Genomic DNA, 17,669 nt, shown 5'->3' on the forward strand with positions numbered 1-17,669 from the left:
TTAGATAACAGCGAAAATTCTGATTCGCGGGGGAGAGGTCATGCGGTTCTCGGTTTTTCTCAATGCTCGTTCGATGCGTCCCGAGGACGACCGCGCGTTGATGCACGATCTGGAGCGGCACGCGACGCTGGCCCGCGATCTGAATTTCGACGCGGTGTTCATGCCCGACCACCATTTCAACGGATATATGCCGCTGGCGAGCGACAGCTTCATCTTCGCCGCCTATCTCGCGGCAAAGCTGCCCGAGATGCATTTCGGATTTTCGGTCGTGTCGGTGCCGCTGCACCATCCGGTCCGCTTCGTCGAGCGGATCAACCTGCTCGACCAGTTGACCGACGGCAAGCTGCTCGTCGGGGTCGGAAGTGGGACCACGCCGGAGGAAATGATCGGCTTTGGCGTCAACTACAAGGACGCCGGCGCAGTTTCCGAACGCAATCTGGAGCTGGCCGAGCAACTCTGGGCCAAGCGCATGGAGGACCCGGCGATCGAGATCGACAACGGTCCGCATCAGGGCAGGGTGCTGCAGCGGATCGCGCCGGCCGCCTACACGCCGGGCCATGCCCGCCTGATGCCCGTCGCCATGAAGGAAGCCAGTGCGCGCCGCGCTGCGACGCATGGCTGGCCCGCCTTCATCCCCGCGTTCACGCCGCCCAAGATCGGCGGAACCGAGCCATTCGTCCATGTGAAGAAGTATTTCGACATCTATCGCGCGATGCTGGACGAGGCGGGGCATGACGCGGCAACGATCGCATCGGCGCTCGACTGGACCACGCACACCTATCAGGCGGTGCATGTCGCGGAGACCGACGAGCAGGCGCGCGACGAGCTGATGGTGATCCTGCGCCACTATCAGGATGCGATCGAGCGCGAGGCGGAGTTCAACGCCCGTGCGGAGGCGGACGACGCCAACCGCAAGACCGATCGCACGCCCAACGCGCTGACTGATGACTGGATCGGTACGTGGTGCCTCTATGGTTCGCCCGAGACAGTGATCGAGCACCTCAAGCCTTATGAGCAGCTGGGGATCGGCAACATTCTGTGCGGGACGCTGACCGGTCCGTTGACCGAAGAGCGGCTGCGGCTCGGCAACCAGACGCTCGATCTGTTGTCGCGCAAGGTGATGCCGGCATTTGGCGGCGGTCGCTGCGCATGACGCATGTCGTGGGAATCGGCGGCACGCTGCGGGAGGGGTCGTCCAGCGAACGGCTGGTGCGGGCAACGCTCGACCGCTGCGTCGCGCGTGCGGCCTCTGTGCAGATGTTCGACGGGCCGTTCCTGGCGCAGCTGCCGCATTATGACCCTGCCGCTCCAGTCCGCTGCGCGGCGGAGCGGGAGCTCGTCGAAGCCGTGCGCGCCGCCGATGCCCTGGTGATCGCATCACCGGGTTATCACGGTGGTATTTCCGGGTTGGTGAAAAATGCGATCGATCTGCTTGAAGAGCTGGCGCGTGACGCGCGGCCCTATTTCGACGGACGTCCGGTCGGGCTGATCGTGTCGGCGGCGGGGTGGCAGGCGACTGGGGTGACGCTGACCGCGCTGCGCGGCGTGGTGCACGCGATGCGGGGCTGGCCGACGCCGCTCGGCGTCGCGGTCAACTCGGTCGAGCAGCGTCCGTTCGACGCATCGGGAGCGCTCGCCGACGCGGCTATCGCGACGCAGATCGACATGCTCGCCGACCAGCTTGTGACTCCGGTGGGAGCGCTTGCCCCCGCTTGACTCGGGGTTCAAATGAATTAGAATACCAGTTCTATTTAATTCCAGATGCGGGATAACCCGCGCTGATGTGAGGGAGGGGATATGATGCGTAAGCTCATGTTGAGGTCGTGCCTGTTTGCCGGAACCGCCTTAATCGCAGGGTCGCCTGCACTGGCGCAGACGACTCAGATTTCGGAAGATGAAATCGTCGTTACCGCGCAGAATCGCGTGGAGAATGTTCAGGACGTGCCGATCGCCATTCAGGTGGTCTCGGGCGATACGCTTGAGAAGGCGGGCATCTCCGACTTCAGTGGCATCCAGCAGGTCGCCCCTGCGGTTCAGATCGTTCAGGACACCAACCTGACGCGCGTGACCGTCCGTGGCGTCGGCACCAATGACAATGCCGAAACGCAGGATACGTCGATCGCCGTCAATATCGACGGTGAGTATATCAACCGGCCGACGGTCCTGAACGCCGGTTTGTTCGACTTGTCCCGGGTCGAGGTGCTGCGCGGACCGCAGGGGACGCTGTACGGTCGCAACGCCACCGGCGGGGCGATTAACTTCATCACGCGCAAGCCGGGCAAGGATCTGGGCTTCAACCTCACGGCATCCTACGGCAATTTCGACCACGTGCTGGTCCAGGGCGGGGTTGATGTCCCGTTCGGCGATATCGGCGGCATTCGCATTGCCGGCACCTATTCGAAGCGCGATGGGTATTTTTCGCATCCGAACATCACGATCCGCACGGGTGACGACTATACGCGCGGTGGCCGCCTCAGCCTGGTCCTCCGTCCGACCGATGCGCTCACGATCGATGCGGCAGTAGAGCATGTCGCGTCGGACCGTCTGTTGGCGGCGCAGGCTTACGCCAATTTCAATTCGGGCCCCGGCTTTAACGCAGCGTTTGCGCCGGGTGCGACGTGCAACCAGAATGGTTTCGTGCGTGTGGGCGCCGATACCCGCTTGGTCGTCTGCATTCCGCAGAACACCAACGCGCTCGCCTCGATCGATCGCGGCAACTACCTCGCTCCGGCGCGCAGCCCGAGCGTTCAGGAGCAGCGGACCACGGCTGTGCGCGGGCGCGTCTCCTATGATTTCGGCGGTGCTACCCTGACCTATACGGGCGGTTATCGCACGACGGACGAGAGCTTCGACGCTGCGCTCGCTCCGGCTTATACCTTCAAGAATTTCGCCAACGACGTGGACACGCAGAGCCATGAGCTGCGGATCAATGGCGGCAAGGCCGGCGGCATCCAGTGGCAGGCCGGCGCGTTCCACTTCAACGAGGAGCTGGATATCGAGCGCGGCCTGTTCAACGGCCCGCCGTATCTGCCGGCATTCCTGCTGGGCGCAAATGGCGGCTACATCAACTATTTCGACCGTCAGGTGAGCAGCTCGAGCTGGGCCGTGTTCGCCCAGACCGATATCCCACTGACCGAGACGCTCACTGCAGTGGTCGGCGCGCGGTACACCTGGGATGATCGCAGCGCGGTGTTCAACGTCTATGGCAGCGGCATCGCCAACCCCACCTCGCCGCTGAACAACACCGGCCCGGTTCGGATCACGGCGGCACCGCTGTCGGTGCAGCGGCCGAGCGCGAGCGCGCAGAAGTTCACATGGCTCGCCGGTCTCAACTATCAGCCCGATGCCGACACGTTGGTCTACGCCAAGGTTTCGACCGGCTTCAAGGCTGGCGGGTTTGACTCGGTTGGTGCGTACGCGCCGGAGAGCAACACTGCTTATGAGGCCGGGATTAAGCGCGGCTTTGGCGGGTCGAACTTCATCAACCTGTCGGGCTTCTATTACGACTATAAGGACCTGCAGGCATCGGTGCTGCTCGACAATTCGATCGGCGGCCAGGTGTTCAACGCCGGCAAGGCGCGGATCTGGGGCATCGAGCTCGACGCATCGTTCAAGGTGCTTGAGAATGGCCGCTTCACCGCCAGCGTGAACTATCTCGACTCGAAGTATCAGGATTTCCTAGCGTCGTACGCGGTGTTCTGCGCCTCCTCGACGTTGCCCAGCGGCTGCGTCACCGGCCTTGGCGACGTCGACAGCAATGCGACGGCGGCACCGATCGTGCAGCCCAATCTGGCTGGCAATCGGCCCCCGCAGTCGCCGCGCTGGGTGCTCGCTGCAGGCTATGAGCACCGCTTCGATCTGGGTGGCTCCGGGAGCATCACGCCGAGCGTCTCCTCGCGCTACAAGAGCTCGTACTTCGTCGACATCTTCAACTACAATGACTCGCGCCAGAAGGCGTTTTTCCAGACCGATGCGAGCATCGAGTGGCGCTCGGCGAACGACAAGTTCGGGGTGCAGGCATTTGTCCGCAATCTCGAAGACAATCAGCCACTGACCTATGCGGGCTTCACCGCTGCGGGCAACGACGACATCTATGTCTGGCAATTCGGTACGCCGCGTACCTACGGCGTCCGACTGAGCCTCGATTTCTGATGCAACCCCCTGGGGGCGACCGGAAACGGTCGCCCCCTTTTTCTGTCAAGGACCGGCAGTGACGCTTTCCGCTTGTGGCGAACGGATGTTTCCCGACTTGCATGACCCGACGGCGGCGTCCCTTGGCGCCTGAGGCACAGCACGGCGCTACGCGCCTCTCGCTCACCGAGCGGCTGAGCTATGGCGCGGGCGATTTCGGGTTCAGCCTTGCCTATAACATGGCAGGGGCGTTCCTGCTCTTCTACTATACCAATGTCGCGATGCTGCCCGCGGCGGCGGTCGGAACGATCTTCCTTGCCGCGCGGCTGCTCGATGCCGTCATCGACATCTTTGTCGGCATCGCCGTCGACAAGACGCGCACGCGCTGGGGGCGGACGCGGCCCTATTTTCTGTTCACCGCGATACCCTATGCACTGGTGTTCATCCTCGTCTTCACCGTCCCCGACTGGTCGCAGAATGCCAAGCTGATCTACGCGTTCCTGACCTTCAAGGCGCTGGGCATCCTGATGTCCTTGGGATCGATTCCATACACGGCGCTGATGCCGATGATGACGACCGATACCGGCGAGCGACTGAAACTTGGCGGGATGCGGTCGATCGGCACCTCGATCTCGGTCATCCTCGGCACTGCCGCGACGATGCCGCTGGTCGGGCTGTTCGGCGGCGGCGATATGCAGCGCGGCTTTCTCGCGACCGCGATCCTGTTCGCCGGGCTGTCGCTGATCGCGCTGTTCCTGCTCTTCCGCAACTGCAAGGAGCGGTACGAAGACCAAGCCTCGCCCAGCTTTGCGGTCCTGCCCGCAATCGGGGAGATGCTGCGCAACCGCGCCTGGCTGGTATGCTTTGGCTTCACCCTGCTTTATTTCGTGCGGTTCGGGACGATGATCTCGCTCACCGCCTTCTTCGCGATCGAGGTGCTGGGGCATCCCTGGATGATCTCGATCCTGCTACCCGCCATTTCGGGAACGCTGCTGATCGCCGCGTTCATCGCGCCGCCCATCCTGGCGCGGACGGGCATCCGCAAGGGTTGTTTCGCGGCCTGCCTGATCGCGATCGTGCTGTTCCTGGCGCTGCCACTGACCGAGGCCAGCCCGGCATCCTTCCTGGTCCTGTATATCGCCGCATCGGTCGTCACCTCGGTCACCATTACGGGCATCTTCACCATGGCGGCGGAGACGGTCGATTATCATGAGGCGCGCTTTGGCACGCGCAATGAGGGGCTGTTGTCGGCCGGGATCAGCCTGGCGACCAAGGTCGGCATGGCGGTCGGGTCGGCGGCGATCGCCTATTCGCTGGGCGCGGCCGGTTATGTCCCGACCGACGTGAGCGACGCCGCACGCGAGACGATCCGCTGGTCCTATTATGGCTGGCCGGTGCTGCTGCTCGCGCTGCAGGCGCTGGTCGTGCTGGCCTGGCCGGTGGAGCGCCGCGCCGCCGCCTGATCATCCAATCGGAGAACCCGCATGCGTTCCCTGGCCCTTCTCGTTGCCGCGCCTGCGCTGGCCCAAACCGTGCCGGTTGCCGATATTCCGGTGACGCTGGACAACTTCCCCTATGCCCCGCCTGAAACGGTGCAGCGCGTGGCGACGCCCGCCAATCCCAAGGATGCACGGCTCAAGGTGCTGATCATTAGCGGGCAGAACAGCTATGAGCATGACTGGACCGGGGTGAACAACCGGTTGCGCACCCAGCTGAAGGACACCGGCCGCTTCGACGTGCGCGTAACCGAGGATTTCGACGACGGCACGCTGGCGATGCTCAAGAAATATGACGTCGTCATTCTCAACTATTCCAGCCGCTGGAACTATGGCGACAAGGATCAGCACGTCTGGTCGGACGGCGCGTTCAAGGCACTCTACAGCTATGTTGCCGAGGGCGGCGGGCTGGTCGCCTATCATTCGTCGTTCACCTGGGGACGCGACATTCCCGAATATCGCCGACTGATCGGCGCGGTGATGGTGCCCGGGGTAAGCCGCCGCTCGCCGCCCGATGCGTTCACCATCGAGCTGGTCGATCGCGAGCATCCGATTACGCGGGGGCTGCGACGCTATCACTGGAACTTCATGGAGGACAAATACACCAACATGGTGTTCGATCCGGCGGCGAAGGTGCATGTCCTCGCGACCGCGATCGACGATCCGGCGGACTACGATCCCGAGCGCGCCGGGCCCAAATACGACGCCAAGGCCTACGCGCCGGAACAGCTCAAGAAGATGGACGGCATGGGCAAGCCCAACCCGCAAATCTGGGTGCAGGATTATGGCAAGGGTCGCGTCTTTTCGATCACGCTGGGCCACGGGCCGGACACGATCCAGTATGACGGCTTCAAGACCCTGTTCGCGCGCGGCACCGAATGGGCGGCGACCGGCAAGGTGACGATCAAGCCTTATGACAAGGCGGCGGGGTTCGCGCATCCCTAACGGGATGGCTGGAGCGCACACGCGCGCCGCCCGCAGCGTGCCAAGCTTTCCGGGAAACAGTGCATGGAACGACTCTCGCGACGCAATCTTTTCGGCGGTGCCGGGGCGGCGATGCTGGCCCCGGCAATCGCCACGTCTGAGTCACGCGCAGCGCGCCGTGATTGGGGCGTTGGATTTGAAGGGCAACGGTGCGCGGATCGCGGCAACGGTACCTTTCTGAACCCGATCCTGGCCGGCTCCTATCCCGATCCCTCGATCCTGCGCGACGGCGAAGATTATTATCTGACCTTTTCCTCGTTCGAGGCCGATCCGGGCCTGATGATCTGGCATTCGCGCGATCTGGTGAACTGGCGGCCCTTTTCCGTCGCGTTGCCCGCGCCGCTCGGCTCGGTCTTTGCAGTGGACATGATCAAGCATCGCGGCCGCTATTACATCTACATTCCCTTCATCCCGACGGCCTGGTCGACCAGCGTGCGCGACAGCGCGGCGATCTACGTCATCCATGCCGATCGGATCGAAGGGCCCTGGAGCGCACCGGTCGACGTCGGCATTCGCGGTTACATCGACCCGGGGCACGCCATCGGTGAAGACGGGCGCCGTTACTTGTTCCTGTCTGCGGGGCACCGGGTTGCACTGTCCGACGACGGGCTCAAGGCGGTCGGGCCGGTGGAGAAGGTCTATGACGGATGGCGCTATCCCGATGACTGGGTGGTCGAGGCCTATGCGCTCGAAGGGCCAAAGATTTTCCGGCGCGGCGACTATTTCTATCTGGTCAGCGCGGTCGGGGGGACGGCGGGTCCGCCGACCGGCCATATGGTCATTGCCGCACGCTCGCGGTCGATCCATGGCCCCTGGGAAAACTGTCCGCACAATCCGATCGTGCGCACCAAATCCGTCACCGAAGCGTGGTGGTCACGTGGCCATGCCAGCCTGGTGCGGGGGCCGACGAATGACTGGTGGATGGTGTATCACGGGTTTGAAAACGGCTTCCGCACGCTTGGGCGGCAGACCCTGCTCGATCGCGTCGAATGGACCCCGGATGGCTGGTTTCGCGCCGTGGGGGGCGATCTGTCACGACCAATGGCCAAGCCGCGCGGGGGCCGTGCCCAGCCGCACGGCCTGCCCCGCTCCGACGATTTCAGCGCCTCCTCGCTCGGCACCCGCTGGACCTTCGACGCGCCGCAGAAGGGCGAAGCCAAGCGCGCTGCCTTTGGTCCCGATGGACTGTTGCTCAAAGCGCGAGGAAGCGGTCCGCATGACGGATCGCCGCTGACGGGTGGCGCGGGCGATCGCAGCTATGAAGTGCAGGTCGATGTCGAACTGGAGGGTGCGGCGACGGGCGGGCTGTTGCTGTTCCTGTCGAACCGACTCTTTCTGGGCATCGCCATCGATGGCGATCGCATGATCACCTATGGCGGCGGAGGCCAGCATCATTGGCGGGAAAAGGCGCCGGCCGCCCGGCGCATGCATCTGCGGCTCGAAAACCGCGAGCATATCGTCACTTTTCACTACAGCCTCGATGGCAAGATCTGGGTCCGACACGGGCTGCGGATGGAAAGCTCGGGTTACAACGTCAACACATCGGTGCCCGGACAGGGCGAAAGCCTGCGCCCGGCGCTGTTCGCATCGGGCGACGGCGCGGTCCGGTTTCGCAATTACCGGTACCGCGCCATCTGACTGTCGGTGGGCCCGGCCGGATGCGCTTGGGCGGCTGGGACACATGCGCGGCGTTTAACACGGGAAGGGGTGTCACGAGCTGGGATCGACGGCCGCTTCAGACCCGTGGTCCCATTGCCTACTATGGCTTGGCGCGGCGCGTGCGCGCCGCGAGAATGATCAGCAGCGCCAGCCCCGCCAGCACGGCGTTTTGGGGCAGCGCGGCGCTTTCTCCGCGTGCGATATGGACCAGTGCGGCGCAGACCTGATTGCCGATCGCGTAGAGCGCGACACCAGCAGCGACCCGGCCCCGGTCGAGCAGGATCGCGCCGAAGATCAACAGCAGCGCTGCGGCGAGTAGCTCGCTCAGCCCAACTGCGCGTCCCAGCAGGTCGGGCAGGGCGGTGGTCCAGGCGTGGTGCTGCTCAAGCACGGCACGTGACGCAACGGTTTTGAAATAACCGAAGAACCCGAATGCGGCGGCCAGCAGCAGCGCGGCAATGCGTGCCAAAATTCGAAGCCCGAACGCCATCGCAATCAATCCCCCCACACTTTCGAACTTGACCCGTTCGGCACTTTATAGAATGAGGGTTCTAATTATGGCGCGCGGTGGCCGCAAGCGCCGCGCCGCAGATAAAGCGGCATGCCGCACGCAAAAAATGCGAGAGGGTCCATGGGTACGATCAAGCGGGGCGTGAGCCTCTACAGCTATCAGAACGAGACGTTTCAGGGCAAAATGACCCTGGAGGATTGTATCCGGACGAGCGCCGAGTTCGGCGCGAACGGGATCGAGATCATCGGCGAGCAGAGCTTTTGGGGCTGGCCCGAGGTCGGGGTCGAGGATGCCGCGATCGACAACTGGCACCAGCTGATTGCCAAGTACGACTGCGTGCCGGTCAGTCATGACTTCATGCTCGACTATAAGCGCTACAAGGGCCGCGAAATGCCGTTCGACGAGCAAGTCGCGAGCGTGCGCAAGGATATCGATTTCGGTGCGCGGCTGGACATGAAATATATCCGCGCGCTGGTGTCGATCGCCCCCGAGGTGCTGGTCGCCGCTGCGCCCCATGCCGAAGAAAAGGGCATCAAGATCCTGATCGAGGTGCACGCGCCGCTGCACTTCGACCATCCCTGGATCATCCGCCACGCCGAGGCCTTCGAAAAGAGCGGCTCCGACGCGCTCGGCTTCCTGCCCGACATGGGCATGTTCCTGTTCAAATTCCCGCCGGTGTGGAAGGAGAAGTTCCTCCGCATCGGCGTGCCGCAGCACATCGCCGATTATGTCGAAAAGGCCTATGAGGACCGCGTACTCAGTGAATATGTGATCCTGAATGTCCAGCAAATGGGCGGGGTCGGACCGGCGATCGCGATGGCCGAAACGCTGCGCCACAATGCCGCGTTCGAGCCGAAGCGGATGCTCGACTACATGCACCGCATCCACAATATCCACGGCAAATTCTATGAAATGACCGCGGATTATGTCGAACCCTCGATCCCCTATGACGAGATCGTCAAGGTGCTGAAGCAGGGCGGGTATGACGGCTATATCTGCTCGGAATATGAGGGGAATCGCTGGATCGAGGACGCGGAGGAGCCCGACAGCGTCGAGCAGGTCCGCCGCCAGCAGGTGATGCTTGCGCAGCTTATCGGTGAGCCGGTCCCGGCCGCTCTGGTCGCGGCATAAGGGAGGATCGGCACCATGATGGACAACAAGATGATCTGCACCGACGTGTTCGAGAATGTGTTCGAAGACGGCGCTGCAGTGGGCTTCGCCTTTCTCGGCCGGCTGCCCTATTATCGCGGCCTCGGCCTGTCGATGATCGAGGATATCCAGGTCAGCGTGGACGGCGAGCAGATCGCGCGTGAGGATGTGCGCTTCAGCGTGCGCGGCAAGACCTACACGCTGGACGAGATGGAAACCGTCTATGACGATCGCTGGAATTTCGGTGAGAAGGCGCGGATCATCGCGCTGAAGCCGGGCGGCCTTGCGCCGGGCAACCATAGGATCGAGTTCGCGGTGCGGATGCGGGTGTCGTACCTGCCGTTCGTCCCGACGACCAAGGACGCCAAGGAACTGGCACTTGCCGCCTGACCCCCAGCGGGCGGCGCGGGCACATCGCCCCGCCGCCTGCCTGCCGCGCGTTCGCGCACGGCGCAACGGATTGCATCCATGACAGATTTGACTCTCGACCAGGCCGCTTCGCTGACTGCAGGTGGCGCCATGTGGTCGTCGGTGGCGATCCCCCAAGCGGGGATTCCCAGCTTCACGATGAGCGACGGCCCGATGGGCATCGCCAGCGGCAAGGTGGACGAGCGCGACATTGCACGCCTGTCTCCCTGCGCCACCGCGCTGGGGGCGAGCTGGGACGTCGATCTGACGCGGCGCATCGGGACGCTGGTTGGGCAGGAAGCGGTCGGGCGCGGCGTCGATGCGGTGCTCGCCCCCAACATCAATCTCGCGCGCAGCCCGCTTGCCGGGCGCGCGTTCGAATATTTCTCCGAAGACCCGTTGCTGGCCGGCATTCTCGGCGCGAGCTGGATCGCGGGACTGCAATCGACCGGCACCGCATCGGTCGCCAAGCACCTCGTCTGCAACGACAGCGAGACCGACCGCGATACCGTCGATGTCCGCGTGGACGAGCGGACCTTGCGCGAAGTGTACCTGCTGCCGTTCGAATTCGCGGCGGAGGCCGGGTGCGCGGGGATGCTCGCCGCCTATAACCGCGTGAACGGGCTGCACTGCGCCGAGCAGCATCATGTGCTGACGACCGTGGTCAAGGGCGAGTGGGGCTATCGCGGCGCGATCATGAGCGACTGGTTCGGCACGCACTCGACCGAGCCGACGCTCAATGCCGGTCTCGACCTCGAAATGCCGGGCCCGGCGCGGTTCCTGGGGCAGAAAGCGGCGACGGCGGTCGCTTCGGGGAAGGTTAAGCGTGCGCGGATCGACGATGCGGCAGCGCGCGTCGTCGGCCTCGCGCGCCGCGCGACCGGCCAGAAGCAGGCGCTGCTGAGCGCCGACGATATCGATGTACTGCTGGTCGAAGCGGCGGCGGCAGGCTTTGTGCTGTTGCGGAATCAAGGCGATCTGCTCCCGCTCTCACCGGACGCGATCGGAACCCTCGCCGTGATCGGCCCCAATGCTGCGTCGCCCTGCTTCCAGGGTGGCACCTTCGCCAAGATTTCGGTCTCGCCCGATCTGGCCTCGCCCGTCGATGCCATCCGCAAGCGCTTTGACGGCGCGTGCGAGATCCTGTTCGAGCCGGGTGTCGATCCTGCCCCGCGCCTTCCCGGCATGCCGGTCCGCCCCGCGCCCGATCTGGGCGATGGCGCGACGCGCGGCATGACCGTCGAGTATTTCGAAAGCCGCGATTGCAGCGGCACGCCGCTGTCGCGCGAGACGCGCGATACCAATTCGCTGGTGTGGTTCGTCGGCGTGCATGAGCAGGCGCGCTTCGCTGTCGGCGGCTCGATCCGGGCGAGCGGCGTGTTCACGCCGACCCGCGAAGGCCTCCACCGCTTCCATCTCGGCGCCACCGGCGTGTCGCGGATGCGGGTCGATGGGGAGGAGATCGTCGCGACGACCGAGTGCCCGCCGGGTGACGTGATGGGCGTGCTCAAGGCCGGGGATTCCGCAGTTGTCGAACGCGCGCTGACCGCGGGCAAGCCGGTCGAGGTGGTCGTCGAGTTCAGCTTCGACCCCGCGCGCGTTCACGGCTTGTGGTATGGCATCCGCGCGCCCGGCAGCCGGGAGGAGCTGCTCGCCGCCGCCGAAGCCGCCGCGCGCCGCGCCGATGCGGTGGTGCTGATGGTCGGCGAAACGTCCGACTCCAGCGTCGAGAGCAAGGACCGGCCCGATACCAAGCTTGCCGCCGACCAGATCGAGCTGATCGAGCGGGTGACCGCGGCCAATCCGCGCACGGTGATCGTCGCCAATGTCGGCCATGCCTTTGACACTGCATGGGAAGAGCGCGCCGCCGCGCTGATCAGCGCCTGGTATCCGGGCGAAGGCTTTGCTGCGGCGATCGCGCAGGTGCTCGCCGGCGATCGCGAGCCGGGCGGGCGGATGCCGGTCGTGATCGCGCGCGATGAGGGCGACTATCCCGGCTATGGGCTGAAGCCCGACGCCGATGGGCAATTGCCCTATCGCGACGGGGTGCGTTTCGGTCATCGCGGGATCATCGCGGCCGGGCTGCGCGCACGGCACACGCTGGGTGCGGGCATGGGCTATGCCCGGTTCGATTGGAGCGATGCAGCGGTCGAGGATGGCGCGGTTGTCGTCACCGTGCGCAACATCGCCGAACGCGCCGGGAGCGATGTGGTCCAGCTCTATCGCGATACGCCCGAGGTTGCGCTGGTCGGCTTTGCCAAGGTCATGCTGCAACCGGGCGAAGTGCAGCGCGTGCGCATTCCGCTGGTCCGGCGTCGGTTCCAGCGCTGGGGTGAGGGCGGCTGGGCCGATATCGGCGACACGGTCGCAGTTCGCGTTGCGCGGACAGCCGAAGACGCCGGGTTGGCGCTGACGGCGGACGTCGCATCATTGGCCGATAACGGTCTGTGACGGGAGAGGGCTTATGCGGCTGAGGATGGGGATGATCGGCGGCGGACCGGGCGCGTTCATCGGCCCGATCCACCGCATCGCGGCCGAGCTGGACCGCGAGATCGAACTGGTCGCGGGCGTGTTCAGCAGCGATCCCGGTCGCTCGCGCGCGGGGGCGATCGACTACCGCATTGATCCTGAACGCGCTTATCCCGATCTCGCCACGATGTTCGCCGCCGAAGCTACGCGCGCGGACGGGATCGATTTCGTGTCGATCGTGAGCCCCAACCACCACCATCTCCCCGCCGCGCGCGCCGCGCTCGCGGCCGGCGTCGCGGTAATGAGCGACAAGCCGATGACCGCTTCGCGCGCCGAAGCACGCGAGCTCGCCGATCTCGTCGCTCAGGCGGGGCGGCCCTATGCGCTGACCTATACCTATTCGGGCTATCCGCTGGTGCGTGAGGCGCGGGCGCGGGTCGCGGCGGGGGCGATCGGCACGGTGCGCAAGGTCGTCGTCGAGTATCCGCAGGGCTGGCTCGCCGGTCCCGCCGAGGGGAAACAGGCCGAATGGCGCGTCGATCCGGCGCGGTCGGGCGCGGGCGGATGCATCGGCGATATCGGCGTCCATGCCTTTCAGCTCGCCGAGTTCGTCACCGGCCTGCGCGTCACGCGGCTGCTCGCCGATCTGGCGGCAGTGGTGCCGGGACGTGCACTGGACGATGACTGTTCGATCCTGTTGCGTTTCGACAATGGCGCCCGCGGCGTGCTCCTCGCCTCACAGATCGAGGTGGGTGAGCTCAACGGGCTGCGCATCCGCGTCTATGGCGACAAAGGCGGGCTGGTGTGGCGGCAGGAAGCGCCCAACGCGCTGACGCTCCACCAAATCGACGGACGCACCGAGATCGTTCGTGCCGGCGATGCATCACTCGGACCCGATGCCCGCGCGCGCAGCCGCACCCCGGGCGGGCATCCCGAGGGATATCTGGAGGCGTTTGCCAACCTGTATCGCGACTTCGCGGCGCAGTTGCGTGGCGAGGTCGCGCCGCTGCTGCCCGACGCGGCTGAAGGACTGCGCAGCATGGCGTTTATCGAGACCGCGGTGACCGCGAGCCGCGACGAAGCGGGCTGGGTCGATCTGACAATTTGAGGAGAGCGGACGTGAAGACCATCAAAGGACCGGGCATCTTCCTCGCCCAATTCGCCGGCGACGCCACGCCGTACAACTCGCTCGACAGCATCGCAGCCTGGGTCGCTTCGCTGGGCTACAAGGGCATCCAGATTCCGAGCTGGGACAAGCGCCTGTTCGACCTCGACCGCGCGGCGGAGAGCCAGGATTATTGCGACGAAGTGGCGGGCATCGCTGCGTCGCACGGCCTCGCAATCACCGAGCTGTCGACGCATCTTCAAGGGCAGCTGGTCGCGGTTCACCCCGCCTATGACGCACAGTTCGACGGCTTCGCGGCCGAGCATGTCCGCGGCAACCCGGCGGCGCGGCAGGCATGGGCCGTCGATCAGGTGAAGAAGGCCGCGACCGCGAGCCGCCGCCTTGGCCTTAGCGCGCATGCCAGCTTCTCAGGCGCGCTGGCCTGGCCCTATATGTACCCCTGGCCGGAGCGTCCGGCGGGACTGGTCGAGGATGCGTTCGACGAGCTGGCGCGGCGCTGGCGCCCGATCCTCGACCATTTGGACCAGGAAGGCGTCGATATCGGGTACGAGATCCATCCGGGCGAGGATTTGCACGACGGGGTGACGTTCGAAATGTTCCTCGAGCGCGTCGGCAATCATCCGCGCGCCAACATCCTCTACGACCCCAGCCATTTCGTGCTGCAACAGCTCGACTATCTGGCGTTCATCGACATTTATCACGACCGCATCAAATGCTTCCACGTCAAGGACGCCGAGTTCCGGCCGAGCGGGCGGAGCGGGGTCTATGGCGGCTATCAGAGCTGGGTCGATCGGCCCGGCCGGTTCCGCTCGCTCGGCGACGGGCAGGTCGATTTCGGCGCGATCTTCTCCAAGATGGCGGCGAATGATTTCGATGGCTGGGCCGTGCTCGAATGGGAATGCGCGCTCAAGCACCCCGAACAGGGGGCAGCCGAAGGCGCGCCATTCATCGACCGGCACATCATCCGGGTGACCGAGCACGCGTTCGACGATTTCGCCGCCGGCGGGGCCGATCGCGACCTGAACAAACGCATCATGGGGATCAGCTGATGGCGGTGGCCGAGCGCGCAGGGACCTTGCCACCGCTCGGCTGGCCGACCCGCTTTGCCTTCATGGCATGCGCCATGCCGGAGCTGATCAAGAGCTTCGCATGGGACGCGTTCGTGCTGTTCTTCTATGCGCAGGTTGTCGGGCTCGACGGCATGTTGCTGGGCGCGGCGCTGGCGATCATCCTCGTCTTCGATGCGGTGGCCGATCCCTATATCGGGGCGCTGTCCGACCGGATGGATCGTTCGCCGCTGGGGCGTCGCCATACGCTCATGGCCGCCGCAGTAGTGCCGTTCGCGGCCGGGATCGCGATGGTGTTCCGCGTGCCCGCCGGGCTGGAGCAATGGCAGATCTTTGCCTGGCTGCTCGGCTTCGGGCTGCTCGCGCGGGTCGGCATCTCGTTCTGGACCGTGCCGGCCTATGCGATGGGCGGCGAGCTGACCCGCGAAACGGGCGAGCGCAACATCGTCGCGGTGATGCGCAACATGGGCAATCAACTGGCGATCCTGACCGTTCCCTATGTCGCCTTCGCCTGGTTCTTTGTCCCCGGCGGCGGGTTCAGCAAGCCGCAGCTCAATCCTGAGCCCTATCCCAATTTCGGGCTGTTCATCGCCATTTGCGGGGCGGCACTGATGGTCATTGGCCTGCTCGGCACGCGGGCGCGGATGCGGACGGTGGAGCAGCTGGACCAGAGCGTGGCGAGCGAAGCGCCCGAGACGCTGTTGCAGCTGTTCCGACGGCTGGTCGCGGCGATCCGCACCACGCCCAATGTCGGGCTGTTGCTGCTGGTCGCCCTGCTGGTGTTGTTCACCAATTCGGTGGTGAACCAGCTGACGCTCCACCTCGCCACCTATTTCTGGCAGCTCGACGGCAGCTGGACCCCGCGGCTGCTGATCGCCGGGGTGATCGGTTCGCTCGCGGCGATGCTTCTCGCGCCCGCCTGGATGAAACTGGTCGGCACCCGCACCGCGATGATCTCTGGCCTCGCCGTCTTCTTCGTGGTGCAGGCGGCTGCGGTGCTGTTGCCGCTGCTCGGCCTGTCGCCCCCGCCCGCCACCGCCGCGATCGGCGCGTTCGTGTTCGCGTTCCGCGTGCTCGGCGGGGTGGCCTATGGCCTCTATGTCGTGCCGTTCAACACCGTCACCTATGACATTGGTGACGAGCATGAGGCGAATACCGGCAAGCCGCAACAGGGGCTGGTCGCGAGCTTCATGTTCATCGGGCTTCAGGTCGGCAGCGGGCTGGTCGCGCTGTTCGCCGGGTCGTTCCTCGGCATCATCGACTTCCCCGCCGGGCTGCCGGTCGATCAGATGCCGCAGGACAAGGTGCGTGCGCTCGCCTGGTTCGTCACGGTGCTGATCGTGGCCGCGGGCGCGGCGATGGCGTGGCTGGTCGGACGGTTCGACGTGTCGGCGGAGAAGCAGGCGGCGATCCGTGCAAAGCTCGCTGCGCTGCGGTCGGGCCGCGGCTAGTCCAGGTCGGTGAAGCCGGCCCCCGCGCCGTAAAAGCGGATGGTGCCGTCGCTTTCTGGGGCGGTGACACCAACACACAATTGCACACCGAAGCGCAGCGGCAGCACAGGATCGAACGGGATCGTGGTCAGCCGCCGTGCCGAGGGCGGGTAATATTGCCGCCACTGCTCGGGCGGGTCGAACGGGACCGCTTTGCTCGTGGGTTCGGTCATCCGCTCGGTTAGCGGGATGCGCTCCATCCCGCCATGCTGCAGCACCAACCAGTTGATGCGGGCCCCGTCGGTGACCTCCCACATCAGCGAAACCTCGGCTAGCGCCTGTTGCCGCCCATCGCGCAGCACCGGTGTAGGCAGGGGGAAGTGAAACCAGGCATCGCGCCCGGCGCGCAGGCGGAAGCTGGAGAAAAAGCCGCGATGCCAGCCAAATCCGTCCGACCAGTCGGCGCCGTCGACGGGCGCGAAATAGTCGGTTCCGCGCTCCTGCGGCACGACGGCAGCGGAAGGCAGCCAGATGCGGTCCGTGACTATGCCCATGTCGGGGAATTCCCCTCGAGCCATTTGATCGAGCAGCCCGCACTCGGCCGCTGCGGCTGGGGCGGTGCCTCACCGGCCAGCAGCGCTTCAGCGGCACGGCGCATATCCTCGCCGGACACGGGGAGGTCGGTGCGCAGTGGCGGCAGGCCCGGCACTGGCGGGCGGTTGATCTTCGGGCGGCTCGCGTCGAACTGGCCCGCGTAAAACAGGCGCAGGTCGGAATCGAACATGAAGAAATCCGGCGTGCAGATCGCTTCATAGGCGATCGCGACCTGCTGATTCGCATCATGCAGATAGGGAAAGGGGAAGCCGCGTTCGGCCGCGAACAGCTTCATATGGTCGTAATCGTCCTCGGGAAATTCGACGATATCGTTGGACGAGATCGCGACCACGCCGATCCCGCGCGTCTGAACCTCACGCGCGAAGTCGACGAAGGCGTCAATCACGTGCAGCACGAACGGGCAGTGGTTGCAGATGAAGGCGACGATCAGCCCATTGGGGCCGGCGACATCCGCCAGCCGAACCGTCCGCCCATCGGTATCCGGCAAGACGAAATCTGGCGCGGGCGTGCCCAGCTCCATCATGCGCGATAGTCTGAGCGTCCGTGCCTCTCCTGCTAGAAATAGAATATACATTCTGATATCACCCGGAGCCAGAGCCGGCAAGAACCGGCGGGGAGAGGGTA

The 17,669-nt window shown here is 65.1% G+C and carries 15 protein-coding genes; 12 read left to right on the forward strand and 3 right to left on the reverse strand.

Annotation, left to right across the window (positions count from 1 at the left end):
• Nucleotides 1–40: 40 nt before the first annotated feature.
• The 6 genes from KYX69_RS00540 (at nt 41) to KYX69_RS00565 (ending at nt 8,249) form a co-directional block, all read left to right on the forward strand.
• Nucleotides 41–1,153, forward strand: coding sequence for an LLM class flavin-dependent oxidoreductase (locus KYX69_RS00540; RefSeq protein WP_300492579.1), 1,113 nt, complete (start codon nt 41–43; stop codon nt 1,151–1,153).
• The gene (locus KYX69_RS00545) at nt 1,150–1,716 is read left to right on the forward strand and encodes an NADPH-dependent FMN reductase (protein WP_300492580.1); all 567 of its coding nucleotides are present in this window, start codon (nt 1,150–1,152) and stop codon (nt 1,714–1,716) included. Before KYX69_RS00540 ends, KYX69_RS00545 begins: the two co-directional genes overlap by 4 nt.
• A gap of 84 nt (nt 1,717–1,800) precedes the next feature.
• The gene (locus KYX69_RS00550; protein ID WP_300492581.1) at nt 1,801–4,152 is read left to right on the forward strand and encodes a TonB-dependent receptor; all 2,352 of its coding nucleotides are present in this window, start codon (nt 1,801–1,803) and stop codon (nt 4,150–4,152) included.
• A 101-nt stretch (nt 4,153–4,253) separates the two neighbouring features.
• Entirely contained in the window at nt 4,254–5,594 is a 1,341-nt protein-coding gene (locus KYX69_RS00555; RefSeq protein ID WP_300492582.1) for an MFS transporter, read from the forward strand.
• Nucleotides 5,595–5,615: 21 nt separating this feature from the next.
• Nucleotides 5,616–6,572, forward strand: a complete 957-nt coding sequence (locus KYX69_RS00560; RefSeq protein WP_300492583.1) for a ThuA domain-containing protein — start codon at nt 5,616–5,618, stop codon at nt 6,570–6,572.
• A gap of 63 nt (nt 6,573–6,635) precedes the next feature.
• On the forward strand, nt 6,636–8,249 hold the full coding sequence (locus KYX69_RS00565) for a family 43 glycosylhydrolase (RefSeq protein ID WP_300492584.1): 1,614 nt from the start codon (nt 6,636–6,638) through the stop codon (nt 8,247–8,249).
• A gap of 121 nt (nt 8,250–8,370) precedes the next feature.
• Here KYX69_RS00565 and KYX69_RS00570 read toward each other — a convergent pair whose 3' ends face one another.
• The gene (locus tag KYX69_RS00570; RefSeq protein WP_300492585.1) at nt 8,371–8,739 is read right to left on the reverse strand and encodes a DoxX family protein; all 369 of its coding nucleotides are present in this window, start codon (nt 8,737–8,739) and stop codon (nt 8,371–8,373) included.
• A gap of 162 nt (nt 8,740–8,901) precedes the next feature.
• Here KYX69_RS00570 and KYX69_RS00575 point away from each other — a divergent pair, with 162 nt between their 5' ends.
• From KYX69_RS00575 to KYX69_RS00600, 6 genes are all read left to right on the forward strand, one after another.
• Nucleotides 8,902–9,912, forward strand: coding sequence for a TIM barrel protein (locus KYX69_RS00575; protein WP_300492586.1), 1,011 nt, complete (start codon nt 8,902–8,904; stop codon nt 9,910–9,912).
• Nucleotides 9,913–9,927: 15 nt separating this feature from the next.
• Entirely contained in the window at nt 9,928–10,320 is a 393-nt protein-coding gene (locus tag KYX69_RS00580; protein WP_300492587.1) for a DUF6379 domain-containing protein, read from the forward strand.
• A gap of 78 nt (nt 10,321–10,398) precedes the next feature.
• Nucleotides 10,399–12,789, forward strand: a complete 2,391-nt coding sequence (locus tag KYX69_RS00585) for a glycoside hydrolase family 3 protein (protein WP_300492588.1) — start codon at nt 10,399–10,401, stop codon at nt 12,787–12,789.
• A gap of 13 nt (nt 12,790–12,802) precedes the next feature.
• On the forward strand, nt 12,803–13,915 hold the full coding sequence (locus tag KYX69_RS00590; RefSeq protein WP_300492589.1) for a Gfo/Idh/MocA family oxidoreductase: 1,113 nt from the start codon (nt 12,803–12,805) through the stop codon (nt 13,913–13,915).
• Between the two features lie 11 nt (nt 13,916–13,926).
• Nucleotides 13,927–14,982 (forward strand): sugar phosphate isomerase/epimerase, encoded by a 1,056-nt coding sequence (locus tag KYX69_RS00595; protein ID WP_300492590.1) that lies wholly within the window; start codon nt 13,927–13,929, stop codon nt 14,980–14,982.
• Nucleotides 14,982–16,451, forward strand: a complete 1,470-nt coding sequence (locus tag KYX69_RS00600; RefSeq protein ID WP_300492591.1) for an MFS transporter — start codon at nt 14,982–14,984, stop codon at nt 16,449–16,451. The genes KYX69_RS00595 and KYX69_RS00600 overlap by 1 nt, the downstream gene beginning before the upstream one ends.
• Here the strand turns inward: KYX69_RS00600 and KYX69_RS00605 are convergent.
• Nucleotides 16,448–16,984: a hypothetical protein gene (locus KYX69_RS00605; RefSeq protein ID WP_300492592.1), complete on the reverse strand. Its 537-nt coding sequence runs from the start codon at nt 16,982–16,984 to the stop codon at nt 16,448–16,450. The two genes, KYX69_RS00600 and KYX69_RS00605, sit on opposite strands and share 4 nt — an antisense overlap.
• Nucleotides 16,975–17,619, reverse strand: coding sequence for a thioredoxin family protein (locus KYX69_RS00610; protein WP_300492593.1), 645 nt, complete (start codon nt 17,617–17,619; stop codon nt 16,975–16,977). Before KYX69_RS00610 ends, KYX69_RS00605 begins: the two co-directional genes overlap by 10 nt.
• Nucleotides 17,620–17,669: the final 50 nt, after the last annotated feature.

Origin of the sequence: Sphingomonas sp., assembly GCF_030145815.1 — a bacterium.
GTDB lineage: Bacteria > Pseudomonadota > Alphaproteobacteria > Sphingomonadales > Sphingomonadaceae > Sphingomonas.

Coding starts and splice junctions, on each gene's coding strand:
- KYX69_RS00605 (WP_300492592.1), bottom strand. CDS start 16,984: ATGGGCATAGTCACGGACCGCATCTGGCTGCCTTCCGCTGCCGTCGTG.
- KYX69_RS00600 (WP_300492591.1), top strand. CDS start 14,982: ATGGCGGTGGCCGAGCGCGCAGGGACCTTGCCACCGCTCGGCTGGCCG.
- KYX69_RS00580 (WP_300492587.1), top strand. CDS start 9,928: ATGATGGACAACAAGATGATCTGCACCGACGTGTTCGAGAATGTGTTC.
- KYX69_RS00585 (WP_300492588.1), top strand. CDS start 10,399: ATGACAGATTTGACTCTCGACCAGGCCGCTTCGCTGACTGCAGGTGGC.
- KYX69_RS00575 (WP_300492586.1), top strand. CDS start 8,902: ATGGGTACGATCAAGCGGGGCGTGAGCCTCTACAGCTATCAGAACGAG.
- KYX69_RS00590 (WP_300492589.1), top strand. CDS start 12,803: ATGCGGCTGAGGATGGGGATGATCGGCGGCGGACCGGGCGCGTTCATC.
- KYX69_RS00550 (WP_300492581.1), top strand. CDS start 1,801: ATGCGTAAGCTCATGTTGAGGTCGTGCCTGTTTGCCGGAACCGCCTTA.
- KYX69_RS00555 (WP_300492582.1), top strand. CDS start 4,254: ATGACCCGACGGCGGCGTCCCTTGGCGCCTGAGGCACAGCACGGCGCT.
- KYX69_RS00610 (WP_300492593.1), bottom strand. CDS start 17,619: ATGTATATTCTATTTCTAGCAGGAGAGGCACGGACGCTCAGACTATCG.
- KYX69_RS00545 (WP_300492580.1), top strand. CDS start 1,150: ATGACGCATGTCGTGGGAATCGGCGGCACGCTGCGGGAGGGGTCGTCC.
- KYX69_RS00560 (WP_300492583.1), top strand. CDS start 5,616: ATGCGTTCCCTGGCCCTTCTCGTTGCCGCGCCTGCGCTGGCCCAAACC.
- KYX69_RS00540 (WP_300492579.1), top strand. CDS start 41: ATGCGGTTCTCGGTTTTTCTCAATGCTCGTTCGATGCGTCCCGAGGAC.
- KYX69_RS00565 (WP_300492584.1), top strand. CDS start 6,636: ATGGAACGACTCTCGCGACGCAATCTTTTCGGCGGTGCCGGGGCGGCG.